Annotated in this window: 30 protein-coding genes; 4 read left to right on the top strand and 26 right to left on the bottom strand. The window is 42.4% G+C overall.

Features of this window, described 5'->3' with window-relative positions:
* Window positions 1-39: 39 nt before the first annotated feature.
* Genes ACQKFG_RS05160 through ACQKFG_RS05125 form a run of 8 tightly spaced genes read right to left on the bottom strand, consistent with a single transcriptional unit; the run spans window position 40 to window position 5,053 of the window.
* Window positions 40-783 (bottom strand): class I SAM-dependent DNA methyltransferase, encoded by a 744-nt coding sequence (locus ACQKFG_RS05160; protein WP_427556833.1) that lies wholly within the window; start codon window positions 781-783, stop codon window positions 40-42.
* Window positions 780-1,136, bottom strand: coding sequence for a ribosome silencing factor (rsfS, locus tag ACQKFG_RS05155; RefSeq protein ID WP_034308569.1), 357 nt, complete (start codon window positions 1,134-1,136; stop codon window positions 780-782). Before rsfS ends, ACQKFG_RS05160 begins: the two co-directional genes overlap by 4 nt.
* Complete coding sequence (yqeK, locus tag ACQKFG_RS05150) at window positions 1,136-1,708, bottom strand: bis(5'-nucleosyl)-tetraphosphatase (symmetrical) YqeK (RefSeq protein WP_192205660.1); 573 nt, start codon at window positions 1,706-1,708, stop codon at window positions 1,136-1,138. The genes rsfS and yqeK overlap by 1 nt, the downstream gene beginning before the upstream one ends.
* Entirely contained in the window at window positions 1,698-2,267 is a 570-nt protein-coding gene (locus ACQKFG_RS05145) for a nicotinate-nucleotide adenylyltransferase (RefSeq protein WP_192205662.1), read from the bottom strand. The genes yqeK and ACQKFG_RS05145 overlap by 11 nt, the downstream gene beginning before the upstream one ends.
* Before the next feature lie 11 nt (window positions 2,268-2,278).
* Entirely contained in the window at window positions 2,279-2,569 is a 291-nt protein-coding gene (gene yhbY, locus ACQKFG_RS05140; RefSeq protein ID WP_076365174.1) for a ribosome assembly RNA-binding protein YhbY, read from the bottom strand.
* Complete coding sequence (aroE, locus tag ACQKFG_RS05135) at window positions 2,563-3,405, bottom strand: shikimate dehydrogenase (protein WP_427556828.1); 843 nt, start codon at window positions 3,403-3,405, stop codon at window positions 2,563-2,565. Before aroE ends, yhbY begins: the two co-directional genes overlap by 7 nt.
* Before the next feature lie 20 nt (window positions 3,406-3,425).
* Entirely contained in the window at window positions 3,426-4,535 is a 1,110-nt protein-coding gene (yqeH, locus tag ACQKFG_RS05130; RefSeq protein WP_427556825.1) for a ribosome biogenesis GTPase YqeH, read from the bottom strand.
* A complete protein-coding gene (locus tag ACQKFG_RS05125) occupies window positions 4,532-5,053 on the bottom strand; it encodes a YqeG family HAD IIIA-type phosphatase (protein ID WP_192205677.1) in 522 nt (173 codons plus the stop codon). The genes yqeH and ACQKFG_RS05125 overlap by 4 nt, the downstream gene beginning before the upstream one ends.
* 465 nt (window positions 5,054-5,518) lie before the next feature.
* On the opposite strand from ACQKFG_RS05125, the gene ACQKFG_RS05120 reads away from it, so the two are divergent.
* Window positions 5,519-5,659 (top strand): sporulation histidine kinase inhibitor Sda, encoded by a 141-nt coding sequence (locus tag ACQKFG_RS05120; protein ID WP_034311351.1) that lies wholly within the window; start codon window positions 5,519-5,521, stop codon window positions 5,657-5,659.
* Between the two features lie 52 nt (window positions 5,660-5,711).
* Here the strand turns inward: ACQKFG_RS05120 and ACQKFG_RS05115 are convergent, their stop codons facing one another.
* Window positions 5,712-6,497 carry a phosphatidylserine decarboxylase gene (locus ACQKFG_RS05115; RefSeq protein WP_342614180.1) on the bottom strand — a complete coding sequence of 262 codons (786 nt, stop codon included), beginning with the start codon at window positions 6,495-6,497 and terminating at the stop codon, window positions 5,712-5,714.
* Window positions 6,498-6,633: 136 nt separating this feature from the next.
* On the opposite strand from ACQKFG_RS05115, the gene pssA reads away from it, so the two are divergent.
* Window positions 6,634-7,173 carry a CDP-diacylglycerol--serine O-phosphatidyltransferase gene (pssA, locus tag ACQKFG_RS05110; protein ID WP_192205680.1) on the top strand — a complete coding sequence of 180 codons (540 nt, stop codon included), beginning with the start codon at window positions 6,634-6,636 and terminating at the stop codon, window positions 7,171-7,173.
* A 68-nt stretch (window positions 7,174-7,241) separates the two neighbouring features.
* On the opposite strand, the gene ACQKFG_RS05105 is transcribed toward pssA, so the two are convergent.
* The 8 genes from ACQKFG_RS05105 to ACQKFG_RS05070 form a co-directional block, all read right to left on the bottom strand.
* The gene (locus ACQKFG_RS05105; protein ID WP_369619740.1) at window positions 7,242-9,032 is read right to left on the bottom strand and encodes a M3 family oligoendopeptidase; all 1,791 of its coding nucleotides are present in this window, start codon (window positions 9,030-9,032) and stop codon (window positions 7,242-7,244) included.
* Window positions 9,033-9,689: 657 nt separating this feature from the next.
* A complete protein-coding gene (gene sigK / locus ACQKFG_RS05100) occupies window positions 9,690-10,412 on the bottom strand; it encodes an RNA polymerase sporulation sigma factor SigK (RefSeq protein ID WP_048682796.1) in 723 nt (240 codons plus the stop codon).
* Between the two features lie 691 nt (window positions 10,413-11,103).
* On the bottom strand, window positions 11,104-11,244 hold the full coding sequence (locus ACQKFG_RS05095) for a YrzI family small protein (protein ID WP_144549897.1): 141 nt from the start codon (window positions 11,242-11,244) through the stop codon (window positions 11,104-11,106).
* A gap of 483 nt (window positions 11,245-11,727) precedes the next feature.
* On the bottom strand, window positions 11,728-11,991 hold the full coding sequence (locus ACQKFG_RS05090) for a YrhC family protein (RefSeq protein WP_192205682.1): 264 nt from the start codon (window positions 11,989-11,991) through the stop codon (window positions 11,728-11,730).
* Window positions 11,992-12,105: 114 nt separating this feature from the next.
* Window positions 12,106-13,242 (bottom strand): bifunctional cystathionine gamma-lyase/homocysteine desulfhydrase, encoded by a 1,137-nt coding sequence (locus ACQKFG_RS05085; protein WP_214789868.1) that lies wholly within the window; start codon window positions 13,240-13,242, stop codon window positions 12,106-12,108.
* A 1-nt stretch (window position 13,243) separates the two neighbouring features.
* On the bottom strand, window positions 13,244-14,167 hold the full coding sequence (locus ACQKFG_RS05080) for a PLP-dependent cysteine synthase family protein (RefSeq protein WP_427556819.1): 924 nt from the start codon (window positions 14,165-14,167) through the stop codon (window positions 13,244-13,246).
* Between the two features lie 94 nt (window positions 14,168-14,261).
* A complete protein-coding gene (mtnN, locus tag ACQKFG_RS05075) occupies window positions 14,262-14,957 on the bottom strand; it encodes a 5'-methylthioadenosine/S-adenosylhomocysteine nucleosidase (protein WP_098369738.1) in 696 nt (231 codons plus the stop codon).
* A 16-nt stretch (window positions 14,958-14,973) separates the two neighbouring features.
* Window positions 14,974-15,612 carry a class I SAM-dependent DNA methyltransferase gene (locus tag ACQKFG_RS05070; RefSeq protein ID WP_192205688.1) on the bottom strand — a complete coding sequence of 213 codons (639 nt, stop codon included), beginning with the start codon at window positions 15,610-15,612 and terminating at the stop codon, window positions 14,974-14,976.
* A 157-nt stretch (window positions 15,613-15,769) separates the two neighbouring features.
* On the opposite strand from ACQKFG_RS05070, the gene ACQKFG_RS05065 reads away from it, so the two are divergent.
* Window positions 15,770-15,982, top strand: coding sequence for a DUF2536 family protein (locus ACQKFG_RS05065; RefSeq protein ID WP_048682770.1), 213 nt, complete (start codon window positions 15,770-15,772; stop codon window positions 15,980-15,982).
* A gap of 64 nt (window positions 15,983-16,046) precedes the next feature.
* On the opposite strand, the gene ACQKFG_RS05060 is transcribed toward ACQKFG_RS05065, so the two are convergent.
* The 8 genes from ACQKFG_RS05060 to mltG all read right to left on the bottom strand — a co-directional run bounded on the left by ACQKFG_RS05060 (window position 16,047) and on the right by mltG (window position 24,638).
* On the bottom strand, window positions 16,047-16,754 hold the full coding sequence (locus ACQKFG_RS05060; RefSeq protein ID WP_342614182.1) for a YrrS family protein: 708 nt from the start codon (window positions 16,752-16,754) through the stop codon (window positions 16,047-16,049).
* Between the two features lie 87 nt (window positions 16,755-16,841).
* The gene (locus ACQKFG_RS05055; RefSeq protein WP_427556813.1) at window positions 16,842-18,593 is read right to left on the bottom strand and encodes a peptidoglycan D,D-transpeptidase FtsI family protein; all 1,752 of its coding nucleotides are present in this window, start codon (window positions 18,591-18,593) and stop codon (window positions 16,842-16,844) included.
* A 122-nt stretch (window positions 18,594-18,715) separates the two neighbouring features.
* Window positions 18,716-19,192 carry a transcription elongation factor GreA gene (greA, locus tag ACQKFG_RS05050; protein WP_192205694.1) on the bottom strand — a complete coding sequence of 159 codons (477 nt, stop codon included), beginning with the start codon at window positions 19,190-19,192 and terminating at the stop codon, window positions 18,716-18,718.
* A 303-nt stretch (window positions 19,193-19,495) separates the two neighbouring features.
* Window positions 19,496-20,134: a uridine kinase gene (udk, locus tag ACQKFG_RS05045; RefSeq protein ID WP_034308619.1), complete on the bottom strand. Its 639-nt coding sequence runs from the start codon at window positions 20,132-20,134 to the stop codon at window positions 19,496-19,498.
* Between the two features lies 1 nt (window position 20,135).
* Entirely contained in the window at window positions 20,136-21,407 is a 1,272-nt protein-coding gene (locus tag ACQKFG_RS05040; RefSeq protein WP_353872244.1) for a peptidase U32 family protein, read from the bottom strand.
* Between the two features lie 32 nt (window positions 21,408-21,439).
* Complete coding sequence (locus ACQKFG_RS05035; protein WP_427556809.1) at window positions 21,440-22,369, bottom strand: peptidase U32 family protein; 930 nt, start codon at window positions 22,367-22,369, stop codon at window positions 21,440-21,442.
* Window positions 22,356-23,021, bottom strand: a complete 666-nt coding sequence (locus ACQKFG_RS05030) for an O-methyltransferase (protein ID WP_081395487.1) — start codon at window positions 23,019-23,021, stop codon at window positions 22,356-22,358. Before ACQKFG_RS05030 ends, ACQKFG_RS05035 begins: the two co-directional genes overlap by 14 nt.
* A 480-nt stretch (window positions 23,022-23,501) precedes the next feature.
* Window positions 23,502-24,638 carry an endolytic transglycosylase MltG gene (gene mltG / locus ACQKFG_RS05025; RefSeq protein WP_427556806.1) on the bottom strand — a complete coding sequence of 379 codons (1,137 nt, stop codon included), beginning with the start codon at window positions 24,636-24,638 and terminating at the stop codon, window positions 23,502-23,504.
* A gap of 328 nt (window positions 24,639-24,966) precedes the next feature.
* Here mltG and ACQKFG_RS05020 point away from each other — a divergent pair, with 328 nt between their 5' ends.
* The gene (locus tag ACQKFG_RS05020; RefSeq protein WP_192208355.1) at window positions 24,967-25,131 is read left to right on the top strand and encodes a hypothetical protein; all 165 of its coding nucleotides are present in this window, start codon (window positions 24,967-24,969) and stop codon (window positions 25,129-25,131) included.
* A gap of 203 nt (window positions 25,132-25,334) precedes the next feature.
* On the opposite strand, the gene ACQKFG_RS05015 is transcribed toward ACQKFG_RS05020, so the two are convergent.
* Entirely contained in the window at window positions 25,335-25,625 is a 291-nt protein-coding gene (locus ACQKFG_RS05015; protein ID WP_063232962.1) for a DUF1292 domain-containing protein, read from the bottom strand.
* Between the last annotated feature and the right edge of the window lie 11 nt (window positions 25,626-25,636).

Genomic DNA, 25,636 nt, shown 5'->3' with positions numbered 1-25,636 from the left:
ACAAGTAAGATGTACGAACGGAGGCTCTTGACCTCTTTATCATTTACTGGCTACAAATAAGATTCTTTCGGTTTCCGCTACAAGCGGTGCGTCTTCAAGGTCCGCCAGAATTTCAGAAACCGTAAAACCTGCTTGCTCCAACCACTTTTTATATTGTTCAACCGGATAGGTCCGTTGATAATGCAACTCATCAAACCGGTCATACAGACCGCTTTCATCATCCCTTACGAAAAAACTTAAATCATGTTCCACACTGTAAGGTTCTTCACCTGGGAAGCAGTCCCATATATAGGATACTTCTTCACCATTGACAGCAAACGTATTATCACGAAAGATTTCTTCCATTTTATAAATGGAATGGACATCAAACAAGAATAATCCGCCATCCTTCAAATGCTCATGAACCCGGCTGAACGTCTTGACTATATCTTCCTCATTACGAAGGTAGTTCAGCGAATCACAAAAAATCGTGACACAATCAAATTGGCCAAGTCCTTCGAGTTCTGCCATATTCTGCTGGAAAAGCGGAATCGATAATCCAAGCTTAACCGCTTTTTCATTAGCAACAAGTAGCATTTCATCAGATAAATCCACACCGGTGACATCGAATCCGTGTTGCGCCAATTCAACGGTCATTTCCCCGGTTCCACACGCTAAATCCAGGACTTTCCTGCCGCCAATTCCGTACTGTTCCAGCTTCGCCGTAAGGATCATCAGCCATTTTTCATAAGGTGCGTCCTTCATCAGTTCATCGTATACATAGGCAAAGCGTTCGTACGTCATGAAGTCAGTTCACTCTCTAGATCTTCAAAAGGTGCATCTCCCCATAAACGTTCGAGGTTATAGTAATTTCTTTCATCCTTATGGAAAATGTGGGCCACTACATCGCCAAGATCAACAAGCACCCATTTCGCCTCGTCAAAACCTTCAAGACGTTTTACATTGATTCCTGATTCATCAGCTTTGCTCTTCATTTCACGAGCTATTGCTTGTACTTGTTTTTCAGAATTACCGTGGCAGATCAAAAAGTAATCCGCTACTAGGGAAATACCTTGCATGTTCAATGCCACGATATCCTCCGCTCTTTTATCGTCCGCCGCTTTTGCTGCAATTACAAGAAGTTCACGTTCAGTCATTACATCTTCTCCTTCAAATTCATGATCAAATCATTATATGTCTTAAATGTGTCAGGGTAAATTGCCTGATTTCTTTTCATTAAAAAAACAACTGTATTCCTTAAAGCCTGAATGACAGCATGATCCAAATTTTGCTTTGCCGTCTGCCTGACTTCATCGACACCGGGAAAAGAACGTCCCGGCTCAATATAGTCAGCAAGGTATACGACTTTATCCAATAGGCTCATGCCAACCCTGCCAGACGTGTGATAGGCAATTGCATCCAAGATTTCAGCGTCCTGAATGCCAGCTTCCTTTTTCACCAGATAAGCCCCGACAGGAGCGTGCCACAGCTCCATATTGTATTCAAGTAGAGCCTGGTCCATTTTTTCAGCGATTATTATTTGCTCCATTTCCTCTTTTGGACGAAATTTTGCATAATCATGGAAAATGGCTGCCAGTTCGGCTTTTTTGACGTCGGCACCATACCGTTCAGCAAGTTCTATCGCTGACTCGACCACACCCAATGTATGAATGTACCTGCGCTCGGTGATTTGTTCTTTGACCAGCGCCAATGCTTTCTCACGATTCATATAAACCATTCCCTTTAATATACTTCACCACTGGATCTGCTATTAAATATTTCACGGTTTTCCCCGTCCTTAACTTCCTTCGTATCATGGAAGACGAAATGAACATCTGGGGGACTTTCACCATCGTGATCGGGTATAAGGTCTTTTCGTTATATCCAGGGCGCTTCACACCGACGAAATTGACCATATGCACGAGCTCGTCGATACGATGCCAATTTGGTAAGTACTCAATCATATCTGCGCCAATTATGAAATAGAACTCATTGGTTGGCTCAAGTTCTTTCAGCAATTTTATTGTGTCATACGTATAAGATGTGCCTTTTCTTTCTATTTCAATACCCTCAATATAAAAAGATGGGTTTCCGGCTAGCGCGTTTTCCAACATGGCCAGCCTGTCCATATCGGTTACTTCCTCCGATTTTTCCTTATGGGGAGGAACGTGATTCGGCATGAACCTGATTTCATCTAGCTCAAGGGCATCCAGCACTTCATTCGCTATAATTAAATGCCCGATATGCGGAGGATTGAATGTACCGCCAAGAATTCCAATTTTTTTCATAGATAGGTTCCTTAAGGTAATTTAAGTTGTTTGTTTTCTTTTGATTCTTTATACAGCACAATTGTGTTGCCGATAATCTGAACCAATTCCGCCCGTGCACCTTTTGATAAAGAAAGTCCCACATCATCGCGGTCCTCTTCACAGTTTTGAAGGATGCTGACCTTGATTAATTCACGTACTTCTAGCGCCTCACCAATTTGCTTGATGAGGTTATCATTGACGCCGCCTTTACCAACTTGAAAAATTGGATTGAGGTGATGGGCCTTTGATCGTAAAAATCTTTTCTGTTTTCCTGTTAACATGTGTTACCTCCTAGTTTGTTCAAGACAATATCTGTCATTCTTGCTGTATCCGGCATAATGCCCGTCCATATCTCAAATGCGAGCGCAGCCTGGTTGATGAACATCCCCAAACCATTTTGCGTTTCCGCCCCTTTTTCCCCCGCTTCACGCAGCAGTTTGGTTTGAAGGGGGTTATAGATGATATCACTGACAATTGCACCGGTTTTAAGCTGGTCGACCTTTAACGGCGAATGATCCAATTCCGGGCTCATTCCAGAAGAAGTCGTTTGGATGATTAAATCATATTGTGATAAGCTTTCTTCCGCTTCGATAATCGAGAGTGCCTTCGATACTTTATCATATGGGCAATCAGAAACAAGCTGGGCCGCTCTTTCCTTTGTCCGGTTTGCAATATCAACTTGCTTTACCCCTTCTTTTACAAGGGTAAAATAAATCGCACGCGCAGCACCGCCCGCTCCGATCACTAACGTTTTTTTAGCCTTGATGTCACTTGATATTTCATCGCATAAAGATTTGAAAAATCCTTTTCCGTCTGTATTATACCCTATAAACCGACCATTTTTGTTAACAACCGTATTTACAGCCCCGATTGCAAGGGCCAGTTCATCCACTTCATCAAGGAAAGGAATGATTGAAGTCTTATGAGGAATCGTGATGTTAAACCCTTCTATACCAAGGGCTTTCATGCCTTTCACGGCATCGATCAAACCTTCTTTCGTCACATGAAAATGATGATAAACCGCTTCTATATTTTCTTTTTCAAATGCATCATTATGAATGTCCGGTGACATCGAATGTGCAATTGGATCTCCCATTACCCCATATATCTTTTTCATAGACTTGACGACCCCTATAATTAGATTAATGATTTGCGAACGATCACATTGACGCCCTTTGGAACATGTGCAACGATTTTCGCTCCCGGCTCATTGACCGTCACCCAGCCAAGACCAGAAAACACAATATCCATTTTACCATCTTTCAAGGAGAATTCATGTGGAATCAGCTTCGGAAACTCCTCGATTTGTTCAGGCCGTGGGGGCGTCAGTAATTCCCCGGCATGGTTTTTATACAATTCATCGGCATTTTCGAGTTTTGTACGGTGAATATTCAATTCATTCGAAAGGTAGCAAGTCAATGAACGCCTTCCGCCTGAGACATAGTCCAACCGGGCCAACCCTCCGAAAAATAGCGTCTGTGCTTCATTCAGTTGGTACACTCTCGGCTTGATTTCCTTTTTCGGCATAATCACCTTGAAGTCCCGTTTGTCCACATAGTGAGCCATTTGATGATGATTAATGATTCCCGGTGTATCGATCAACGCCTGTTCATCATCCAAAGGAATTTCGATCATATCCAAGGTAGTCCCTGGGAAGTGGGAAGTCGTGATGATATCACTTTCTCCGCTCACTTCTTTTATAAGACGGTTGATGAAAGTCGATTTCCCTACATTCGTACACCCCACCACATAGACATCTTTACCTCTCCGATACCGCTCAATCGCATCGGCCGCTTCAAGTATGTGCTTTCCCTTTTCCGCACTGACAAGCAGGACATCAACCGGGTTAAGACCCAATTCCTTGGACGATTGCTTCATCCAATTGATCAACTTGTTCGGTTTTACGGATTTAGGCAATAAATCAACCTTATTTCCGATCAGAAGAACATCATTTCTTCCTACAAATCGATGCAGGCCAGGCAGCCAGCTTCCATTGAAATCAAAAATATCGACGATTTTGACGATTAAAGAGTCGGTTTCGCCTACTTTATTCAAGATTTTCAAGAAGTCATCGTCTGTTAAGGAAACATCCTGAACTTCGTTATAATGTTTCAATTTAAAGCAGCGCTGACAAACGATGGTCTCCTTTTCCAGAGCTGATTTAGGGGCAAAGCCCAATTCCTTCGGATCTTCAGTCTGGACCTTCACACCGCAGCCGATGCACGCTAATTCTTGATGATTGTTCAATTGTGATCCTCCCATTCTATCATTCCTTTTCGTTTAAAAAACGCCATGATCTTTCTTTCAAAATAACGATTGATCCTTGTTCTGAATTCGTCGGTTTGTGCTACAGGGAGCACTAAGATCGTATGAAACCCGCCTCTGTTCCCTCCCAATACATCCGTCAATAACTGATCGCCGATTACCACCGTTTCTTCCAATTTCAACCCCATTGTCTTACGGGCCTTATGGAAAGCTCTTGCCATCGGTTTTCTGGCCTGGAAGATAAACGGAATGTGAAGCGGATCGGAAAAAGCCCGAACCCGATTTTCATTATTATTGGACACAATCGTCACTAAAATCCCATGATCACGCATATTGTCGAACCATTTGATTAAATCGGGGGTGGCAGTTGGCCTGTCCCATTCAACGAGAGTATTATCCAAATCGGTAATGACTCCCTTAATCCCTCTTTTTTTCAATTCTTGAGGATCTATATTAAAAATGCTTTTAACATGTTCACTCGGCAAAAATAATTTAAGCATATTGACACCTCTATATTTTCGTTAAAATTTACCGTCTCCATCATATCGAATTTTCATCACACTTTCAAAAATAATTAGGAAAGAAAGGCCGTCGGTAAAGAAACATCATAATGTATGTTTTCTGATATGGAAAGGCATTTTTCATTAAATACTGGGAAATTTGCAGTCTGACCAGAACAAAAGAACTAATTATTCATAAAAGATTTCGACAAAAATTTCATTTATTCAATCTGTGGATAACTTTACTAACATTTTCCATACTGATGTGCACCATTTCCCCTACCTTGTAAACAACTTAACCACAAGTTATCCACTTTCAACTGTGGATAACAGAACGATTGTTCTCCACGTTTATTTCTGATACAGTAGGGGTACATCAAGGAAGACTTATCAATATATGCAAGTAAGCACCAAATTATTCCCCGCAATCCCTACTGGAGGTGAGCAGCCGCAAATGGCGTTCTGATGCAAAAACTATCTGATGACCTGTTGCTTGAATCCTATTTTAAAGCACAGAATTTAAAGTTGAGTACCGATTTCATCCGCCTCATAGAAACGGAAATTCATCGAAGATCCCTGACACATAAAATCCGATCAATATTTTAATATGAAATACATAGGCTGACATCAATTGTCAGCCTCTTATTTTCATTTGAAGTTAGACGGCCCTCATGAATCCGATTGTTTCACCAACACGGACATCTGCGGGAATGGATATGTTTCCTTCAAGTTCGAAACTCCCTTTTTCAAAAAGAAGCACCACTGTGGACCCAAAGCTGAAATAAGAAAATTCCTGTCCTTTTTCCAATTCATCCGATTCATCAGTAATGACGATCGAATTTATGAACATGGCCCCGACTTTCACCATTGCCAGGCTTCCCGCTTCATTTTGAAGTTCAGTTATTGTCCGGTAATTTTTTGATAAAGGCTCTTTTCCATATTTCATCCCCCATTTATTAACGGGATACGATTTCCTTCCAAGGGTCCAACGTTTGACCACGGAACCCTTTATTGGTGCATGGATCCTATGGTAATGACTCGGGCTTAAGTATAGCACGAGATATTTGCCCCCTAAGTACTTTTCCAAAAGAAGCTCATCCCCGAGCATTTCCTCCATTGAATATACCTTTCCCTTAACGACGATATTTTTATCAGCGCGTATCTCCCCTGAATCCTCAAGAACACCGTCCACAGGACAAGCTACCGCAGAAGGAGCTGCCGTAATTGGCCTGGCACCCGCCTTTAACTGCCTGGTAAATAGCTCGTGCAGGCTCGTATAAGCTTTTACCTCCTTACCAAATTCCTGTTGATTAAGATTAAATGTTTTTACATAAAATAAAATTAAGGGCCTGCTCCAACGAGATTGGCTAAAATGCTTTAATAACCCTGATGAATACTGACCATTTGTCAGTTCAATAAGAATGCGATACAAAGACTGAAACAAATAAAACCACTCCAAAATGTAAAATTATTCTAAATTCCCCTTGCATAAATTGTGTTAAATAAAATATTATTATATAATAAATACTTATGTTTACTATATTTTGTTTTAATTTGTTTCATTTGAAAGGAGTGAAAAGATGTTTTTATTACACGCCCTAGATCAATCCATTAAAAAATTGAAAGCACAAACAGCAAATATACTTACTTTAATTAATTTATCCCTTGGTGGATTTGCGATAATTGCCGTAATGCACGGCCAATTGAATTTAAGCCTGTTATTAATTTTCCTGGCTGCCCTTGCAGATCGCTTTGACGGTATGGTTGCTCGGAAATTCAACATTGAATCGGAATTGGGTAAGCAACTTGACTCGATGTGTGACATCATATCCTTTGGAGTCGCACCAGCTCTATTATTATACCAAGGAATATTAATAGAATTCGGAGCACCTGGCACACTCTTCACGGTTTTCTATATTGGCTGTGGCGCATTTCGTCTCGCCCGCTTCAATATAAGTGAAAGCAATGGATATTTTACAGGAGTGCCAATTACGGTTGCGGGCTGCATCGCTACTTTAAGTTATCTAGCCATCCCGTATTTCCATCCGGTCTTTTTCTTATCCCTCATGATTATATTATCATTACTTATGGTCAGTCCATTTAAATTGAAGAAAGTTTAAATAAGAAAGGCGGATGTCCTATACCGGACATCCGCTTTTTTCATTCATATTCCCTCCGAAAACCCATCTCAAGCTTTTCGGACCAGGGGGTCGGTCAAGCGCAAGAATTCTTCTACATCCTCCATACAGGCATTGACCGCTTCTTCCCAAAAATCCCGGGTCTTCAAATCGACGCCTAAATGTTTCTTCGCCAAATCCTCGACCTTCATCGAACCGGTATCCTTCAATAGAGCGATATATTTTTCTTCGAATCCCGCTGGTTCTTTCAGGGCATTCGCGTATATGCCTAATGAGAATAAGTATCCGAATGTGTACGGAAAATTATAAAATGGTACACCTGTAATATAAAAATGGAGCTTTGAAGCCCAGAACGTTGGATTATAATCACTTAAAGCATCGCCATAAGCTTCTTTTTGTGCCTCGACCATCAGTTCATTCAACCGTTCGGCACTGACATACCCTTGTTTCCTCTCATCATAAAACCTTGTTTCGAACAAGTAGCGGGCATGGATATTCATCAATAATGCCACGGATCGCTGGATTTTATCTTCTAAAAGCACCAGCTTTTCTTCCTCACTGGCAGCTTCCTTCACAGCTGCATCCGCAACGACCATTTCAGCAAAAGTAGAAGCGGTTTCAGCAACGTTCATGGCATATGACCGATTCAATGGATGGATCTCCCTCATTGCATATGAATGGAATGCATGTCCCAATTCATGGGCCAATGTCGATACATTGGATGGGGTGCCCGAATACGTCATGAAAATTCTTGATTGCTTATTTAATGGAAAGCCGGTGCAAAAACCGCCTGGTCTCTTACCTGGTCTGTCCTCCGCTTCAATCCAGCTGTCTTCAAAAGCTTTTTGGGTGAAGTTTGCTAATTGAGAGCCGAACTTAGAGAATTGCTGTATGATGAATTCTGCACCTTCTTGATAATCCATTACTTTGGTCTCTGCTGTAACAGCGAGCGGTGCATCCAAATCCGCCCAACTTAATTTATCCAAATCCAGTAACTCCGCTTTCCTTTCTAAAAACCTCACAAGCGGCTCCTTATGATCGGCGATTACATTCCACATGCTTTCGAGGGTTTCTTTTTTCATCCTCCCTATTTCAAGAGGCTCTTTCAAAATATCATCCCAGCCCCGTTTTTCATTCACACTGAGACGAAATCCGGCCAAATGGTTCAAAGTCCGGGCAAAAAGGTCACTTTTTCCCTCCCAAGCCTGTTCCCACGCAGTAAATAATTCTTTCCGGTTCCTTTCATCAGGATCGGAAAATTTATTCGCCGCTTGGCCTACAGAAAGCTTTTCACCTTTATAAGGGATGGTCATTGAACCGACGATCGTATCATACATTTGGCTCCAACCTTCGAAACCGTCCATGGCCAATTGAGTGATTAATGATTCTTCCTTCACGGAAAGCTTTTCCTTTGCCTTTTCCCGACGTTCATTCAATACGAATTTCAATTCATTCAATGGTTCTTTTTCGAGGATTTTTTTAAAGAAAGCATCATCAAGCTGTATCAACTTTTCATCCAGCTTGCTTAACACCATTTTTAGTGAAGCGACTATCTTCATTTGTTTGATCCGCAGCTGACCGGCCTTTTTATCCTGTGCATTTTGAGCTTCAAGGCAGCCGATGAATGCACTTGCCTGCGTGGATTTCATATTTGTATTTTTAAAAAGATCAAATGCCTGGATTAAACTGCTCTCATCATTTCCTTCAGGATTGATATTGCTTACAATTCGGTCTAATTCTTTTACCTCGTCGTTTATTTCATCTAAAAAAATCAGGAACTCCTTAGAAGAGCTTCCTCCTTTAAAAAAGATATCCAAATCCCATGTCAAAGAATATCCCATCATGCATTGCCCCCTTTTTATCACTAATCCCATTATAGAGGTAAATGCAACATTTTTCTAATTAAAAGGAATTTTCAGTATTTTGTCGGAACATTTTTCTATATCCCGGATTAAAAGCATGTTATGATGTATATATTCTTGGGAAAGGGGCGGTTGATTCATATGAAATTCTTCATTCACATGTCTGCCATCATCCTGCTCCTTTGGACACTGCCCATACAGTTCCATCATCATGCACAGCAGCTAAACATTGAGGAACATACCGATGTTCACCATTGGGATAAGGCCGACAAGAAACAGCCTTTCGTGCCTTCCTTTAGTTCCTGGCAAACACTTATCATTATTCTCTTTTTCGAATTTTCCATTTTGGGTTTTCTTTATTTTCACTCAAATCTTCGCCGACGATATCTCAGCCCTGTTTTTTTCCAGGCGAATTACGTAGCCTTACGCTCTGACATTTTATAAAAATTAAAATGGAGGAGTGATTCATATGTGGTTTCGCTTTATTATGATAGGGTTCTTATCTTTAACCGCTTCACGCATGTTCCTTTTTCAAGGAATCGAGATTTATCACGCTTTTGCAGATATGATCAGAAATAAATATTAAAAAAAAGAGTGCGGGGAAATTTTCCCGCACTCTCTTTGCCTTTTACCATCCTATCCTTTGGCTTTCTTTTCCTTCTCTTTTTCTGCTCTGTAAAATTCGTGGAACATCTTCATTAAGGCACGTTTTTCGATCCTTGATACATAACTGCGGGAAATGCCAAGCTCTTTAGCGATTTCCCTCTGGGTTTTTTCCTTTTTCAAATCCAGTCCGAACCTGCCTACAATGACTTCCTTTTCGCGTTCATCCAAAATATCAATATACTTTTTCACTTTTTCAATTTCCATATTGAGCTGAATCGTATCGATGACATCTTCCGATTCCGATTTCAGTACATCGATTAAACTGATTTCATTTCCTTCTTTATCTTGACCGATCGGATCATGCAGGGAAATATCTTTCTTCGTTTTCTTTGTCGCCCGTAAATGCATCAAGATCTCATTCTCAATGCATCGCGCCGCATATGTGGCCAGCTTCGTACCCTTCCCATCCGAATAACTCTCAATGGCCTTTATCAAACCAATTGTCCCAATCGAAATCAGATCCTCTGTATCTTCGCCCGTATTCTCGAATTTCTTGACGATATGGGCAACAAGTCTGAGATTATGTTCGATCAGGATGTTACGGGCATCACCATCTCCCTCGCTCATTAGCTTCAGATATCTCTTTTCATCCTGAGATGACAAGGGCTGGGGAAAAGCGTTGTTTTTCACATAGGAAACGAATAAGTAAAATTCTTTGATAATATAACCAACAACTGTAAGTATTCCGGGCATTGGTTCCATCCCCCGTTTCTTTGGCTTCCCTATTTCATACCTATGCAACAGTGGGCTTGTTCGTGTCTGTCCCACTAAAAGAAATAATGAATGGTGTTAAATGTTCAAACCAGCCTGGTTGTATTCCCAAACGAACGAAGGAAAATGTTCATATAATGATAGGGAATTTTTTAGGGAAAGGGGGTTTTTTACGATGGGATATAACTATGGACCATACGGATGCAGCTATGGTTATCCGGCTCCTGCGCCTTGTTATGCAGGGCCCGGCTACGGCTTTGGTTATGGCCTGTTTATTGTCCTCCTGATTTTATTGCTCATTTTCGGGTTTTGGTGGCTGCCGGGATGCGGATGTGGTTTTGGAGGTTCAGGTCCGTGCTGCTGATACAGGCAAAGAAAAAAACTCGGCCCGAGTGCCGAGTTTTCCCATTTACATATTCACTTCTAACGTTGCAGTTCCGAATTAAGCAGCGTCATAACCATTAATCACCATACCTTCACTTTATCATGTTTCCAATGGCCTTTTTCCGCTGTATAACCATGACAATGCTTGAGTTGCACTGGCAGATCCGTTAGCCGGTATCCTTCTCCTGCCAATAGCAACGCTTCTCTCCTTTTACATATAACAAGTTCAACATATTAACCTCCACCTTTCTTAATTTTTTTTGAACGGAATACCAACCTCGTATATTTTTTAGAAAAAAGGACGATGTTTCAACGCTTTATCTAGATGTTCTTCTCGAATCTTTTGGATTCTCTCCTGTTGCAAACATTCCTCGGCAGTCATTTTTTTCATTTTAATCGTGATTGTGAAAAAAAGCATATTCAGTGTCATAATATCACCTCCTTTAAGGGAGCGGCCCAACAAAAAGGCATAAAAAGGCCGCAGAAAGTTACGTCCTCCTGCGGCCTTTTTTAGAAAATATAAAAAGGCCGCAGGATAAAACACTTCTCCCTGCGGCCGTTATGTCTGAATGATTAATAAAGCCAAATTGCTTTAGAAATATTCCGCTTGGCACAGGTCGAATGTTATGTGATTGTCAATTGAAACGGACCGGCTAATAGTGGCGACTCCATATAGATACAATGTCATTTTCTTCGACCTCCTTTGGAATATTTTTTATTACTTGGTAAGTATATCCACAAATTCGATATTTGTAAACGGTTTTTGCCTATTTTTTTGAAATTTCCATCTTTTTCCCCATTTTCAAGAGCTATTATTACCTAAAAAGGCAAGCAGTATGGTAAATCTGCCCCTATTGGGAAACAACGTTAGTAAAAAAAACCTGATTCCATTAAAGAATCAGGTTTGCTTCTATTATTGTAAAGAGTCTTGGTCATCCATTTCGGCCAAAGTCTTTTTGTATTTTTTGGATAATGAGAAAAATACTATGGACATGCACAGGAACGTTATGGTCGCTCCCATATAGACATATGTGTCAATCATCGCTTTGTCGCCAGAGGGAAGGATGGTTCCTAAATAGAAGAACGAACCCACACATAACAAAGTGATCGCAAATTGTTTAAAATCGACCATTTTCGAACGCAGCAATGCAACCGTTTGTTTTTTGCGGTTTTTCATGCCATTCCACCTTCTTTCAAGCTTATAAGATATCGATATCTCATTCTACCATATTTATTCCAAATGACAGGGGTGTAAATAATGGCAGTCAGCAATGAAGCGGTCCTTCTCCGATTATCCTTGCAGCGCTTGTTCCAAGTCTTCCAATAAGTCTTCAACATCTTCCAGACCTACTGAAATACGAATCAACCCATCCGTTATTCCTAGCTCTGCACGGCGCTCAGCCGGAATGGAAGCATGTGTCATCAAAGCCGGAATGGAAATTAAGCTCTCCACTGCCCCCAGACTTTCCGCAAGCGTAAAGAATTTCACTTTATTCAAAACGGATTCGGCTTTTTCGGCACTGCCAACGTCAAATGAAACCATACCGCCGAATCCACGCGATTGTTTTTTGGCAATATCATGATTTGGGTGGTTTTCAAGACCTGGGTAATAGATTTTCGAAACCTCTTTATGCCCGGATAGGAAACGGACGATTTCAGATGTATTTTTTTCATGTTCTTCCATCCTGATTCCCAGCGTCTTAATGCCTCGCATAAGCAACCATGAATCCTGAGGCCCTAGCACGCCGCCTGTAGAGTTTTGGATGAAATGAAGGTCATTGCCAAGATTCTCATCATTCACCACGACAAGACCCGCTACAACATCGCTGTGTCCCCCCAGGTACTTCGTGGCGCTGTGAAGCACGATATCGGCTCCAAGTGAAAGCGGATTTTGCCAGTATGGCGTACTGAAGGTATTATCCACAATGGTGAGGATACCGTTTTCTTTAGCTATTTTCGATACTTCTTCCAGATCGGTGATTTTCAATAATGGGTTGGTCGGTGTTTCAATGAACAATGCCTTCGTATTGTCCTTTATCTCTTTTTCGATCGAGTGGATGTCACTCGTATTGATGAACGTAGCTTCCACCCCGAAGCGGTTAAGCACTTTAGTGATGACCCGGAAAGACCCTCCATAAACGTCATCGGTCATCAATACATGATCACCTTGACTGAACAGCATCATAACCGCGGTCATCGCTGCCATTCCTGATCCGAAGGCGAAACCTCTTTTTCCTTCTTCGAGATCCTTGATCAATTCTTCGAGGGCATGGCGGGTTGGGTTGCCCGTACGGGAATATTCGTACCCCCGATGATTTCCCGGACCATCCTGTTTATAGGTGCTCACTTGATAAATCGGCACCGAAACCGCTCCTGTTTTTTCATCACCAAAAATGCCGCCATGGATCAATTGTGTTTTCTTTCTCATTTCATATACCTCCCTGATAAATTTTTTTGCTTAAGTATCGTTCACTGGAATCCGGAAATATGACGACGATATTCGACCCCCGGGGGGCCTTTGCTGCTTCTTTCATGGCCGCTGCAAAGGCCGCACCTGAAGAACTGCCGACAAGTAGGCCTTCTTTAATCGCCAATTCCTTTACCATATGGAAAGCATCACGATCGCTTATCGTATGGATTTGGTCAAAATACGTTTCATCCATATAGGCAGGTAAAAATTCCATCCCGATCCCCTCTGTTTTATGGGGTCCTGCCTTGCCGCCGTTTAAAATCGACCCTTCTGGTTCGACTATGACCGTTTTGACAGCAGCGTCCTTTTCTTTTAAATATCGCGATGTTCCCATGAATGTCCCGCCCGTCCCGGCACCGGCTACAAACACATCCACATCGCCTTCCATCTGTTCCCATATTTCAGGTCCCAGCGTTTTATAATATGCATCAGGATTGGATGGGTTGGCGAACTGCTGGGGACAATATGATCCCGGAATTTCAGCCAGCAGCGCCTTAGCCTTTGCGATTGCTCCTGTCATTCCTTCCTCTGTCGGTGTCTGGATCACATTCGCTCCAAGGGCACGCATCAATTCCTGTTTCTCGGCACTGAATTTCTCCGGAACGCAAAATATCACGTCCACTCCACTGTTTATCGCAGCCAACGCCAAGCCAATCCCAGTATTTCCGGCAGTCGGTTCGATGATCGTCCCGCCCTTTTTCACCTTCCCAGTCTGTAACGCTTGGGCTAACAGTTCTTGACCAAGCCGATCCTTCACACTGCCTCCCGGATTAAAGTATTCGAGTTTGGCAAAGATACGGACCTCATCCGGAAGCGGGAAATGGGTGATTTCCATCATCGGCGTTTTCCCTATCAACTCATGAATATTTTGAAAGACTTTCATACTCGGACATCCTTTCATAGTTATCCTACCAACTTAATGCGAATTATGCAATAAAGAATGATCAGCAGAAAGGCTTCCGCTGATCACTTACCATTCATTTCATTTTTTCAACCATTTTCAAAATCAGTGCCGCTGAATGGAGAGCCGCAGTTTCCAGGAATTTATCAAAGGAAATATTGGACTCCTTACCTGCGATATCCGAAAGGGAACGAATGATGACAAATGGTGTCTTGAATTGGAAGGCTACCTGTGCAATGGCTGCCGCTTCCATTTCCACCGCGTATAAATCGGAGAATTTCCCTCTGACAAATTCAACCCTGTCAGGATCATTCATGAAGGAATCCCCCGTCACGATCAACCCTTTTGCCACTTGTATATCCTCGATTTCTTTTGCCGCTTCTTCCGCTATCGCGAAAAGCTTCTCATCCGGAGTGAAAGCTGCAGGCAGCTGAGGGACTTGACCGTATTCATATCCGAAAATCGTCACATCGACATCATGATGGCGCACTTCCGAGGATATGACCACATCCCCTACATTAAGTGCTGGATGATAACCGCCGGCAGAGCCAGTATTGATGACCGCATCCGGTTTGAATTTTTCTAACAGGATCGCAGTGGACATTGCCGCATTCACTTTACCGATTCCCGATTTAAGCAAAATGACCTCGACACCATTCAATGTGCCTGTATTGAACTCGGAACCGGCAATGGTCACCTGCTCCAAACCTTCCAATTTATCACGTAAAATCGTAACTTCTTCTTCCATTGCTCCGATTATGGCTACCTTCATTAGTAAAAACCTCTTCCTATAATTTTTCCGCCTCCATAATCCAGACAAATTGATTGCAGCGTTCGAAGTTCACCTTATATCCGTTTGCTTCAAGCACTTTTTCCAAAAAAGGAATCGTAGTATAATATTCGGTTTGCAAATCGTTTGCCAAATTATGAAAGCCTGCCTCGCTTGCATCTTGAATCGCTTGTTCATGCGCTTCCCTTGATTGATACATCGTATCCGCAAACACTATTTTACCACCAGTATTCAGTAACTTTCCATAGTTGGCTATAGCTTTTTCTTTTTCTTCATCGGTTAAATGATGAAACGCGTACGTACTCACGATCGAATCAACCTGTTCCGGCTTCGGAAAATCGATGAAATCGCCATCCACAACTTCTGTTCTTCCGTCCAGCTTGCTTACCGCTATTTCCCTCATCGCAGGTGAAGGTTCTATTCCCGATACCTTCAGGCCTTTCTTCAAAAGTCTTTCCGTCAAGTTCCCGGTACCTACTCCGAACTCCAGCACATGGCCATGAGCCCGATCCGTGACGCTGTCCAATATACTATCATAATGTTTAAATACCTCTTGATACTCAATATCGTGTCCACCAACCGTTTCATCATACGATTTCGACCACTCTTCAAATAAATCTATAAATTCTCTGCCCATTTTTAATCACCTTTTATGATAAGATAATAAAACCTATAAGCATAGTATGAAATAGACACTGAAACAGTTCTTGTTTTTAGGCAAATCATTCATTCGGTTCAGATTCGGCCAAAATGGTGTTAAACTATCAGTAACTGAATGTTGGAGGGGAACAGTCATGAGTTTTCAACTCGACTTAAACTTATTCGAAGATAAAATAGAATTTTTTGAGGCAGAGAGCATTAAGAATCTTGAAGAAAAAATCCAATCACAAATTGAAATCAATAAAGCAATCATGCTTCAGGTGGAATCCGTGTCACACCAAATGTATGTAAGTGAAGAAGGCAGACGTTTTTATAGTGCAGTCGTCCACTTTAAAGCAAAAAAGTGATCACCATGAAAAACCCCCGAAAGTGAAATTCCTTTCGGGGGTTTTCTTATATAATTTTTGACCATTACCTTTTATCGTTTGTCTTCAGCTCTTCGACTTTTACAGGTTTCCAACCTGATCCGTCCACCCATTCAATATAAACGCGGTAGGTTTTAGGATTATCGCCTTCAGAAACGGTACCGATTGCCGTGCTGGGCGAACCGCCGTTTTGCAGCCACCATAGCTTCATGCTGCCTTCATCGATTCCAGCCCCGCTTGCTATGGCTTTACTCATTTCATTCCAATCGACCGAGCCCTTTTCGAAGCTTGTAGTGTGCTCCCCGGATTGCTGAGTTCCAACTGGTTTCCAGCCCTCACTCGTATATGTAGCCGCAACATTGCCATCGCCGCTGCCGTCCACTTCCACAAGTTCGGCATCTCCTGCTTTTTCTGGATCTGCACCATCTTCAGCTTTATCTTCTGCATCTTCCTCGGTTGCTTTACTATCTTCTTCTCCTGAATCTTCTTCTTTTGCTTTACTATCTCCTACTGCGTCTTCCTTCTCAGAATCCGTTTCTTCTTCTTTGCCAGATGGCTTGTCCGCTACTTTCCCCGAATCTGTATCGGCGATTTGCTTTGGCTCAGTCGTGGCTTTTTTTGAATCCGTGCCATCATCACTTAAGAAAATCGAGACTGCGACAATGACGATTAAAATGGAAACGATGGTGATTGCAATATTATATATTTTATTTACTTTTCTTTTTTGATCTCTCTGATTGAAACGTGAGCCCAAGGTCCATTCCTCCCTTACCATTTCTTACTGCCTCATTTTAACATGATTTAGCCCGAGATAGAAGGGAAGGGTTTCCTACACTTTTCGTCAATTCTCGTTTTTGTCCTGGTCCTTGGAGTACAGGACTTTTACAATATCTGAAAAAAGGGGCGTCATGCTGGAACTGTTTTCCTTCGTTTCAAAACTTACGGTAACAAGAGCATATTGGGGATCTTTATATGGAAAGTAGCCCGCAAACCATTTATTCAGCTGCCCTTTTTCGATATTGGTCTGAGCCGTTCCAGACTTGCCAGCGACCTCCACAGGCAAATCCCTCAACGATGCGCCCGTCCCTTTCTCTTCCGTCACGACCTTCCTAAGAAGATGCTGCATCTTCATCGTTGTATATGGAGACAGTGTCTCGCCGCCAATACTTTGATTCGGAAAATCGACTACGGTCGTACCATTGTTAAATTCGACTTTGGATACGGCTTTGACCTGTTCCTTCTTGCCGCCGCGGGCAATCGTTGCCATCATATTCGCTATCGCGAGCGGTGTCGTTTGGACATCCTGCTGGCCAATTGCTGTTTTGGAAATCATTTTAGGATCTTTTTTTAAATCGTCATCATGCCAGACCTTCCCGGTTTGTTCATGATGCAATTGAGTCACTTCCGTGTGATAGACGTCCCCTTGCCAGCCCGATTCACCAACAAGCCCTAACATTTTTGCATATTTGTCCAAAAATTCGGGATCCTTCTCTGCTATTTCCTGTGACAATTCGGCAAAAGTCCTGTTGCAGCTCTGGGCAAAGCTATTTTCAAAATTCAGCATGCCCAGTTCCCTCTGTTTATCCGTTTTGCCGTCTATCGTCAAATTACAATTGAATGTCCTGGTGGGACTGGCGGCTTCATAATCGATGGCAGCTGCTGCCGTGACCGTTTTAAAGACGGAACCCGGCGTTTTTTGAGTCAGCATCATATTGACGGCACCTTCGCCATTCGGATCTTTTATATTAAGCGCCGGACGTGATACCATTGCGACGATTTCACTTTTTTCGATATCGATCAGTACGAGACCGCCCTTTTTTATCCCGCGTTCATCGACGAGCTTCTCCGCTTTCTCCTGAATTTCTTTATCGATCGTCGTCACGACCTTCACCGGGTAAAGCGGATTTGCAGGTTCCACATATTTAACATCGACACCGAACATCGGGCCACCACTGGCGTCCACATGAAAAACGAGCTTGGATTCCCCAGCGGAAAGCAAGAACTCATCGAAGGTCCTTTGCAACCCCGTATTGCCTATTTTCGTTTCAGGAGATAAATTCATGTCCGGATAACGTTTTTTCTTTTCCGCATCCGATATATTCGTCGTTCCGATCAATTGCGCTGCAGGGGTTTGATCAGGATATAATTTCTCATTCACGGCAAAAACCCCGGGAATCTTCAATTCATTGATTGCCTTCGATTGACTGGGCGTCAACTCTATCGGTTCATCCCCGCCAAATACGAATGGTTCATCCGCTTGTTCTATCGCCCGTTTTAACTCCGCTTCCGATTTGCCTATTATCGAGGCCACTTCTTCTATGGGCCATGTCATTTTTTTTAAAAATGGAAATAGGACGAGCGTCGGGATTTCTTCATGTGCAAGCGGTTCACCATTTCTGTCATAAAACTTTCCGCGTCCATCATCAATCTTTAATATCTGTGAACGCTGATTCACGCTTGCTTCTAACAGGTTCACATCATGCTTTGAAAAAGATTCTGTCGATACAAGTTGGATGTAGGCAAGCCTGCCTATGAGCATCAGCATGAAAGTGGTCAAAAAAACAGCCAGCAACCTCATTCGTTTCTTTTTCATAAAATACACCTCGTAACCATTGTTGACGAGGTGCGAATTTTTAAACAATTATGAACAAATTTAACGCGGCACTTTTTTGATAAAAAAGAGGATGCCCCAAGGACACCCTCTTTTGCTTTTATTTAGTCGATGGATACAATCTTCACGCTCATTTCGCCGCCAGGTGTCATGATCGATACCTTGTCGCCGACCCTTTTCCCCATCAGACTTTTCGCGATCGGTGAATCATTGGAGATTTTCCCTTCGAATGGGTCCGCCTCAACGCTTCCTACGATGGAATATGTTTCTTCGTCTCCATTTGGAAGTTCCACGAATGTTACCGACTTCCCTAGAGAAACTGTATCTGTATTCGAATCATCGCCCTCAATGATTTTTGCATTGCGGATCATGTTTTCGATTGTTGTAATGCGTCCTTCAACGAAAGCCTGCTCTTCTTTTGCGGAATCGTACTCTGAGTTCTCGGAAAGGTCCCCAAAACTGCGGGCGATTTTGATTCTTTCCACCACTTCTTTACGTTTAACCGTTTTTAACTGTTCCAGTTCCTGTTCAAGCTTTAACTTACCTTCTTTAGTCATTGGATATTCTTTTTCAATTGCCAAAACCCTTCACTCCTTCAAATTCTTTACAGCAAGCTTTCGCTGTGACAAGTTTATGTACTATATAGTGCTTAACCCTGAAATCGAGTCAAAATATATAATTGCGCGACTTAAAAAGTACGCGCTTCGATACTAAGAAACAATCCGTTCCTTAGTATATAAACCGACTGCTGAGCAGCCGGTTCGTTCTGTATCAAGAATAGAGTATTGCGTTTTCCAACATTTGTCCAGTCTTTCCCAATAAATAAATGGGATTATTTAAATAAACGGAGGAAAATAGCACCTATCATTATTTATGCTATGTTATTACAAAAAAGACTTTTGTTCAAGGATTGTTTGAATTTTTGTCACCATAAGGTCAATCGCCACATGGTTCTGACCGCCTTCTGGAATGATGATGTCGGCATAGCGCTTCGTCGGTTCTATGAACTGATTATGCATCGGACGGACGACACTGATGTATTGCTCGATGACGGAATCTATGGAACGGCCGCGTTCTTTAATATCACGGGTCATCCGACGAAGGATCCGCAAGTCTGCGTCCGTATCAACATAAAGCTTCATATCCATAAGGTCCCGGAGGCGCTCATCTTCTAGCACAAGAATCCCTTCAAGGATGATGACATCCTGGGGCTCCACTGTGATGACTTCTTCTGAACGCGTATGGATCGAATAATCATAAACGGGTTTTTCTATCGTTTCATAGCGCAGCAATGCGTTAATGTGATCGATTAGTAAATCATTATCAAATGCAAGCGGATGATCATAGTTCGTTTTCAAGCGCTCTTCAAAAGGCAGATGACTTTGATCTTTATAGTAATAATCTTGTTCGATCATCAAGATGGAATGTCCTTGAAAGAATTCAAAAATGGAACGGGTAACACTTGTTTTACCTGATCCCGACCCTCCGGTAACTCCGATGACCACTGGTTTCTTTCTTGTCATATCAATTCTCCTTCCGCATCATATTGTTCACATGAACTCTATTATCTACTTGAATGCGGACAATTTGAAGCGGATGGCGGGCTGCCTCCAGCTCCTTACCTGACTCATCCCAGATCGTACCGATTTTTTGAGTGAAGTTTTCGATTTCCGGTCCAAAAAACTCCACTTCATCCCCAGGCTTGAAGAAATTACGCTGCTGCATGGTAACAATTTTAGTTTCCTCGTTGTAATCAAGCACCAATCCTGCGAAGTCGAAGCGAGTCTTTACGGTATGATTCCCGAACATTTGCTGTTTATACCCAGGAATTTCCCCTTCCATGAACGATGATGCCGTCTCACGATTCGCACATTTATCAAGCTCTTCCAGCCATTCTTGTTTAACCTTGAAATGGTCAGGATCGGCACAATACGCATCAATCACTTTACGATAGACGCTGACAACTGTTGCAATATAATGAATCGATTTCATTCTTCCTTCGACTTTTAAGCTGTCTATGCCAATTTCAATCATGCCTGGCAGTGATTCAATCAGCTTCAAGTCTTTTGGACTCATTGCGAATGGAGCATCATCTTTATCGAATAAAGCCTTTTCCCCGTCTTGATCCAACTCATATAAATCATAATCCCAACGGCAAGACTGACAGCAGCCGCCGCGGTTCGAATCACGCGCCGTCATATGGTTCGAAAGGGTGCAGCGTCCAGAATAGGCAATGCACATGGCCCCATGAACGAAAGCCTCGATTTCGATATCGACCTTTTCCTTCATTTCACGGATTTCATCAGCACTCGTCTCCCGTGCCAAAACGACACGCTCCAAGCCTTCCTCTTTCCAATACTGAACAGCCTTCCAGTTCGACAGCGATTGCTGTGTGCTTAAATGGATCTCGACGTTCGGAGCGACCCTTTTACATGTTTCGATGATTAATGGGTCGGCGACGATGATACCATGAACCCCAGCCTCCTGAAGACCTTCCAGGTATTCATCCAGACCATCGATATTTTCATTATGTGCGAAGATATTGGTTGTTACATATACTTTAGCACCATACTTATTAGCGAATTCGACGCCTTCCTTCATTTCCTCAAACGTGAAGTTGCCTGCATTGGAACGAAGACCATATTCCTGGCCGCCAATGAACACGGCATCCGCGCCGTAATGGACGGCAATTTTTAATTTTTCAAGGTTGCCGGCCGGAGCCAGCAATTCCGGTTTTTTTACAATGACTCTCTTTCCATCAACGATCTTGGAAATTTTATCAGCAATAGCATTCAAGGCTATTCCTCCTCTTTCTCTTACCCTTTTCTTTAATAAACCGATTCTTTAAAGAAGAACCCGGTATCCAACTCACGGTTATCCGGCTGAACCGCTTTGACTTTTTCAAAAAGTTCCGCTTTCACATCATCATAGCGGTCAGGGTCTTCAGCACATACGTCAATCGCTTCCCGATATAACTTTGTCATTTCAATGATATATTCGGGTGTTTGTAATAATCCTTCGATTTTCAGTGAATCGATTTCCGCTTCAATCAATTCCTGTAGTTCATCGATCATGCACATATCATTCGGACTCATGATATGTGTACCATTTTCATCTTCATAAATCGGATATTTATTTTCACGTTCCTTATCATGCAAGAACATATTTCGCTGTTCCTTCCGATTTTCCACTTCCAATGCCTTTCCTTGGTATTCAAAGTAATTACCAAGGAGCGTACGCTTCGATTGGAACATGCATGTCATGCCATGCACTTGGACTTCAATCTCCACTTCGGCATTTTCCTTCATTTCCACTATCTCGTCCAGACTTATCTCACGGGCAGCAACGGCACGGACAGCACCGCGTTTCCCCCAATAATTACATGTGTACCAGTTCGTTACCGTCATCTCTGTATTCCAGTGCAGGGGCATATCAGGTGCCACGGCACGGACAGCCATCAAGACTGCGGGATCACCGAATATGATCCGGTCGGCACAAGCCTCTTTAAGGAATGTGACGTACCCTTCAAGCTCGTCCACTTTTTCATTATGGAAAATGGCGTTCATCGATACGTACACTTTCTTGCCCGCGGCATGTGCAAGCTCAATCGCCTTCTCCACATCTTCACGTTTGAACTCCCCTGCCAGCCTAAGCGCATAACGTTGTTCGCCAATGACGAAGGCGTCAGCGCCAGCATCGATGAGTTCTGTTATATGATCGACACTTGTCGGAGTCACAAGTAATTCAGGCTTTTTCATTTTTGTCACCTCTATGTTTACTAATGGCCACACCATCACCAATCGGCAAAATTACGGTATCGAAGTTGGGATGGTCATGTAACCAGATGTTAAAGTCCCTTATTTTTTTAATAAGGGCTCGCTTTCTTCTCGTCATTTCCATTTCTTCAATGTTTTCGGCAACCAAGCCTTTGAATAAAACATTATCGGTAATGATAATGCCAGCACCAGCAAGGAATGGTTCAAACAGTTCAAAGAATCGCTTGTACTGCCCTTTAGCTGCATCAACGAAGATGATATCAAACGGCCCGTGTTCCATCACTTTCGGTCCCGCTTCAAGGGCATCCCCTTCAATGAGGGTGATCCTTTCCGACAGTCCCGCCTTCTTGAAGTTAGCCCTTGCCTGCTCAATACGGGCTTCATTCCGTTCAAGTGTGACGATTCGGGCTTCCGGAAGGGTCTCAGCCATCCTAATGGCCGAATAGCCAATTGCCGAACCTACTTCCAATATCGCCTTTGGCTGATGAAGCCTTAAAATCTGAAGCAGCACCTCAATGCCTTCGGGCTCCATGATTGGCACATTATTTTCCATCGCAAAATCTTCCAACTCCTTAAGCAAACCCGTACGCTCCGGAATTAAGGAATGAAGATATTGTTCTATTTTTCCGTTCAAAACGTTTCCTCCATTTATAAGGAAAACAAAAGCGCTTGGTCAGTAACATGAAAAAATTGATTGGACAATTTCTTCACAAGGAGCTGAAACAAGTATGCTTGACGATCTACATTTCCTTATCTTTCAAAATAAAACCCGGCATTCGCCGAGTTACGTCACCGATAAGAATCGGATCAAAAATTCACTTGTACTATTCTATCATAAAAACAAGGGGAAAGTAATATCTCTCCCCCCACAGTCTCATTGCTATTTTTCATTTAGGCTGTTTTCGCATACATTGTTGCTAACCAAGTATTTCGGTGTGGTTGATTTCCTCTCCATTGCCCGCTTTCCGCGGGGCGGGCGGTGAGCCTCCCCGGCGTAAACGCCTGTGGGGTCTCACCTGTCCCGCTGCTCCCGCAGGAGTCTCGCACTTCCGCTCCGATCAACCTTAAATCGTTTCGTTTTAAAAACAACAATCTTTACGAAAAGAGCTTTCATTTATTTATTGGAAATATGCTCTGCCTTTTTGTTATTGTGGTCATCCAAGGTCTTGGAGTAAAGGACTTCCCCTTCAGGTGTGGCCAAAAAGTACAGATAATCCGTTTTCTCAGGTTTCAGTACCGCATCGATCGATGTCGTTCCGGCATTGGCTATCGGCCCTGGCGGCAGCCCCTTGTTCTTATACGTATTATAAGGGGATTTCACCTCAAGGTCTTTATAATATACCCTGCTCTTATGTGAACCCTTCGCATACAAAACAGTCGGATCCGTTTGAAGCGGCATACCTTCCTCAATACGATTGTAAAAGACGGAAGCTATTTTTCCGCGATCGACTTGCGCCGTCGCCTCTTCTTCGACAAGCGAAGCGAAGGTCAGCATCTGGTGCACGGAATAACCGTTCTTGTCCATTTGGCTCTCGTAAGCCTGCAATGTTTCTTCGGTTTTCTTCAGCATCTCGATGACGATCGACTCCAGGGTCGGCTTTTCCTCATAAAAGTCATAAGTAGCCGGGAAAAGGTACCCTTCAAGCGGATATAAAACCTTTTCATTTTCAATTTCCGACGTCAAGAGCTGCGGAAATTTCTCTTGCATGGAATTTACGAACTTTTTATCATTCAATTTCTTAAAGACCTTTTTCGGATCTTCACCCGTCTTCACGGCGATGATATCAGCAATTTGGATCAGCTGCTTTCCTTCAGGAATCGTTATCTTCATTGCAGCTTCCTTCATTAGTTTTCCGGTTTTGATGCTTGTGACGATATCCTTAATAGGCATGGAAGGTGATAATTTATACTCCCCTGCCTGAAAACCGGATTCATTGCGGAATTTAATATAATATTTGAATACGCGTGCGTCCTTGATTATTCCCTGCTCTTCAAGCAACGTTGAAATTCCGTTAACGGAAGAACCGATTGGGATTTTCACTTTCTTGATGGTATCATCATCCGGATCGACTGGCTTCATGGCTGAGTTGATATATAAAAAGCCCACAAGACCAACGATCCCAATTAGTAAAATAAGCGAAGCTATCGTAATCATGATGATTTTACGAACCAGCTTGGCTTCTCCTTGCTGTTCTAACAATTTCATTTGGATATGTTCCTTTTTAGATAATTTTTTATCTTTTTCATCCATTTTCATTCCCCCTGCAAACTCACACCAACTACAGAATGGTTTCTTGGTGATGCTTTCTCTAATTAATCTTCGCTTCGAACATTATACTAAAATCAACAAATAATTACATGTTTTTTGCAAAACTACATTCATTAATACTCTATTTATGGCAAAAATGCACTTGTTTTGTCAATATTCAGATGTTATTTAACAGGAATATAGTGATATCATAATTTCTTCAGCTTAAAAGATGCGCTCTAATTTTTTTCCCTGCATGTGTTAGGAATTTCAGGAAATGACAGGAATATTCATGTAGGAATGGTACTATTCATTTAAGATGAGGGAAGGTGTGAAGGAGTTGGATAATTCTTATTTTGTAGGTTGGGGGACATTGGCACTCATAAACGCCGGACTTGCTCAAGGAAAAAATAGAACGGCATTGAATTGGTTCTTGCTATCCTTATTTTTGGGTCCGCTCGCTACATTTATACTGTTATTCGCAAAGAAAAGATAAGGGGTTACCGGAACATACATGAACATTTATGGAGGCGGGTTCAGACTGAAAATCGAATTTGAATACGGATTTTGAAGGGTTGTACAAACGATGGTTTTCACTTTAGGCACTCGCTTTCCCGCAGGAATCTCGCACACACATTTCAATCACCTTGTCCTTTTGTCAAAAAAAAACCGGCCTTTAAGGCCGGTTTTTTTCTAATCTTATTCTTCTTCTGCTTCTTCTTGGTCAAGGAATGTATTTAACATTTCTTCAACAAGATCCCATTCTTCTTCTGTTTCGATCGGTGTAAGTTCACCATCTTTATTATCTTCGCTTGGTACGAATGATGAAGCGTGGATTTCAATTTCTTCCTCGTCATCTTCTGCAGACATCGGATAGTAAAGTACATAAGATTTGTTGAATTTATCTGAATCGAATGTGAAAAGGATTTCGCAAAGCTGCTCGTTTCCGTTTTCATCTACTACTGTAATGTTGTTTTCGCCGTGTTCCATTAGTATTCACC

This window comes from Peribacillus sp. NPDC076916, assembly GCF_050269675.1.
Taxonomy (GTDB): Bacteria; Bacillota; Bacilli; order Bacillales; family DSM-1321; genus Peribacillus; species Peribacillus aracenensis.
This window is presented reverse-complemented; position numbering and strand designations above follow the sequence as displayed.

Bases quoted from the DNA above. Each gene is read 5' to 3' on its own strand.
- ACQKFG_RS05160 (WP_427556833.1), bottom strand. From the start codon at position 783: ATGACGTACGAACGCTTTGCCTATGTATACGATGAACTGATGAAGGAC.
- rsfS (WP_034308569.1), bottom strand. From the start codon at position 1,136: ATGACTGAACGTGAACTTCTTGTAATTGCAGCAAAAGCGGCGGACGAT.
- yqeK (WP_192205660.1), bottom strand. From the start codon at position 1,708: ATGAATCGTGAGAAAGCATTGGCGCTGGTCAAAGAACAAATCACCGAG.
- ACQKFG_RS05145 (WP_192205662.1), bottom strand. From the start codon at position 2,267: ATGAAAAAAATTGGAATTCTTGGCGGTACATTCAATCCTCCGCATATC.
- yhbY (WP_076365174.1), bottom strand. From the start codon at position 2,569: ATGTTAACAGGAAAACAGAAAAGATTTTTACGATCAAAGGCCCATCAC.
- aroE (WP_427556828.1), bottom strand. From the start codon at position 3,405: ATGAAAAAGATATATGGGGTAATGGGAGATCCAATTGCACATTCGATG.
- ACQKFG_RS05125 (WP_192205677.1), bottom strand. From the start codon at position 5,053: ATGCTTAAATTATTTTTGCCGAGTGAACATGTTAAAAGCATTTTTAAT.
- ACQKFG_RS05120 (WP_034311351.1), top strand. From the start codon at position 5,519: ATGCAAAAACTATCTGATGACCTGTTGCTTGAATCCTATTTTAAAGCA.
- pssA (WP_192205680.1), top strand. From the start codon at position 6,634: ATGTTTTTATTACACGCCCTAGATCAATCCATTAAAAAATTGAAAGCA.
- ACQKFG_RS05105 (WP_369619740.1), bottom strand. From the start codon at position 9,032: ATGGGATATTCTTTGACATGGGATTTGGATATCTTTTTTAAAGGAGGA.
- sigK (WP_048682796.1), bottom strand. From the start codon at position 10,412: ATGCCCGGAATACTTACAGTTGTTGGTTATATTATCAAAGAATTTTAC.
- ACQKFG_RS05095 (WP_144549897.1), bottom strand. From the start codon at position 11,244: ATGACACTGAATATGCTTTTTTTCACAATCACGATTAAAATGAAAAAA.
- ACQKFG_RS05090 (WP_192205682.1), bottom strand. From the start codon at position 11,991: ATGAAAAACCGCAAAAAACAAACGGTTGCATTGCTGCGTTCGAAAATG.
- ACQKFG_RS05085 (WP_214789868.1), bottom strand. From the start codon at position 13,242: ATGAGAAAGAAAACACAATTGATCCATGGCGGCATTTTTGGTGATGAA.
- ACQKFG_RS05080 (WP_427556819.1), bottom strand. From the start codon at position 14,167: ATGAAAGTCTTTCAAAATATTCATGAGTTGATAGGGAAAACGCCGATG.
- mtnN (WP_098369738.1), bottom strand. From the start codon at position 14,957: ATGAAGGTAGCCATAATCGGAGCAATGGAAGAAGAAGTTACGATTTTA.
- ACQKFG_RS05070 (WP_192205688.1), bottom strand. From the start codon at position 15,612: ATGGGCAGAGAATTTATAGATTTATTTGAAGAGTGGTCGAAATCGTAT.
- ACQKFG_RS05065 (WP_048682770.1), top strand. From the start codon at position 15,770: ATGAGTTTTCAACTCGACTTAAACTTATTCGAAGATAAAATAGAATTT.
- ACQKFG_RS05055 (WP_427556813.1), bottom strand. From the start codon at position 18,593: ATGAAAAAGAAACGAATGAGGTTGCTGGCTGTTTTTTTGACCACTTTC.
- udk (WP_034308619.1), bottom strand. From the start codon at position 20,134: ATGACAAGAAAGAAACCAGTGGTCATCGGAGTTACCGGAGGGTCGGGA.
- ACQKFG_RS05035 (WP_427556809.1), bottom strand. From the start codon at position 22,369: ATGAAAAAGCCTGAATTACTTGTGACTCCGACAAGTGTCGATCATATA.
- mltG (WP_427556806.1), bottom strand. From the start codon at position 24,638: ATGGATGAAAAAGATAAAAAATTATCTAAAAAGGAACATATCCAAATG.
- ACQKFG_RS05015 (WP_063232962.1), bottom strand. From the start codon at position 25,625: ATGGAACACGGCGAAAACAACATTACAGTAGTAGATGAAAACGGAAAC.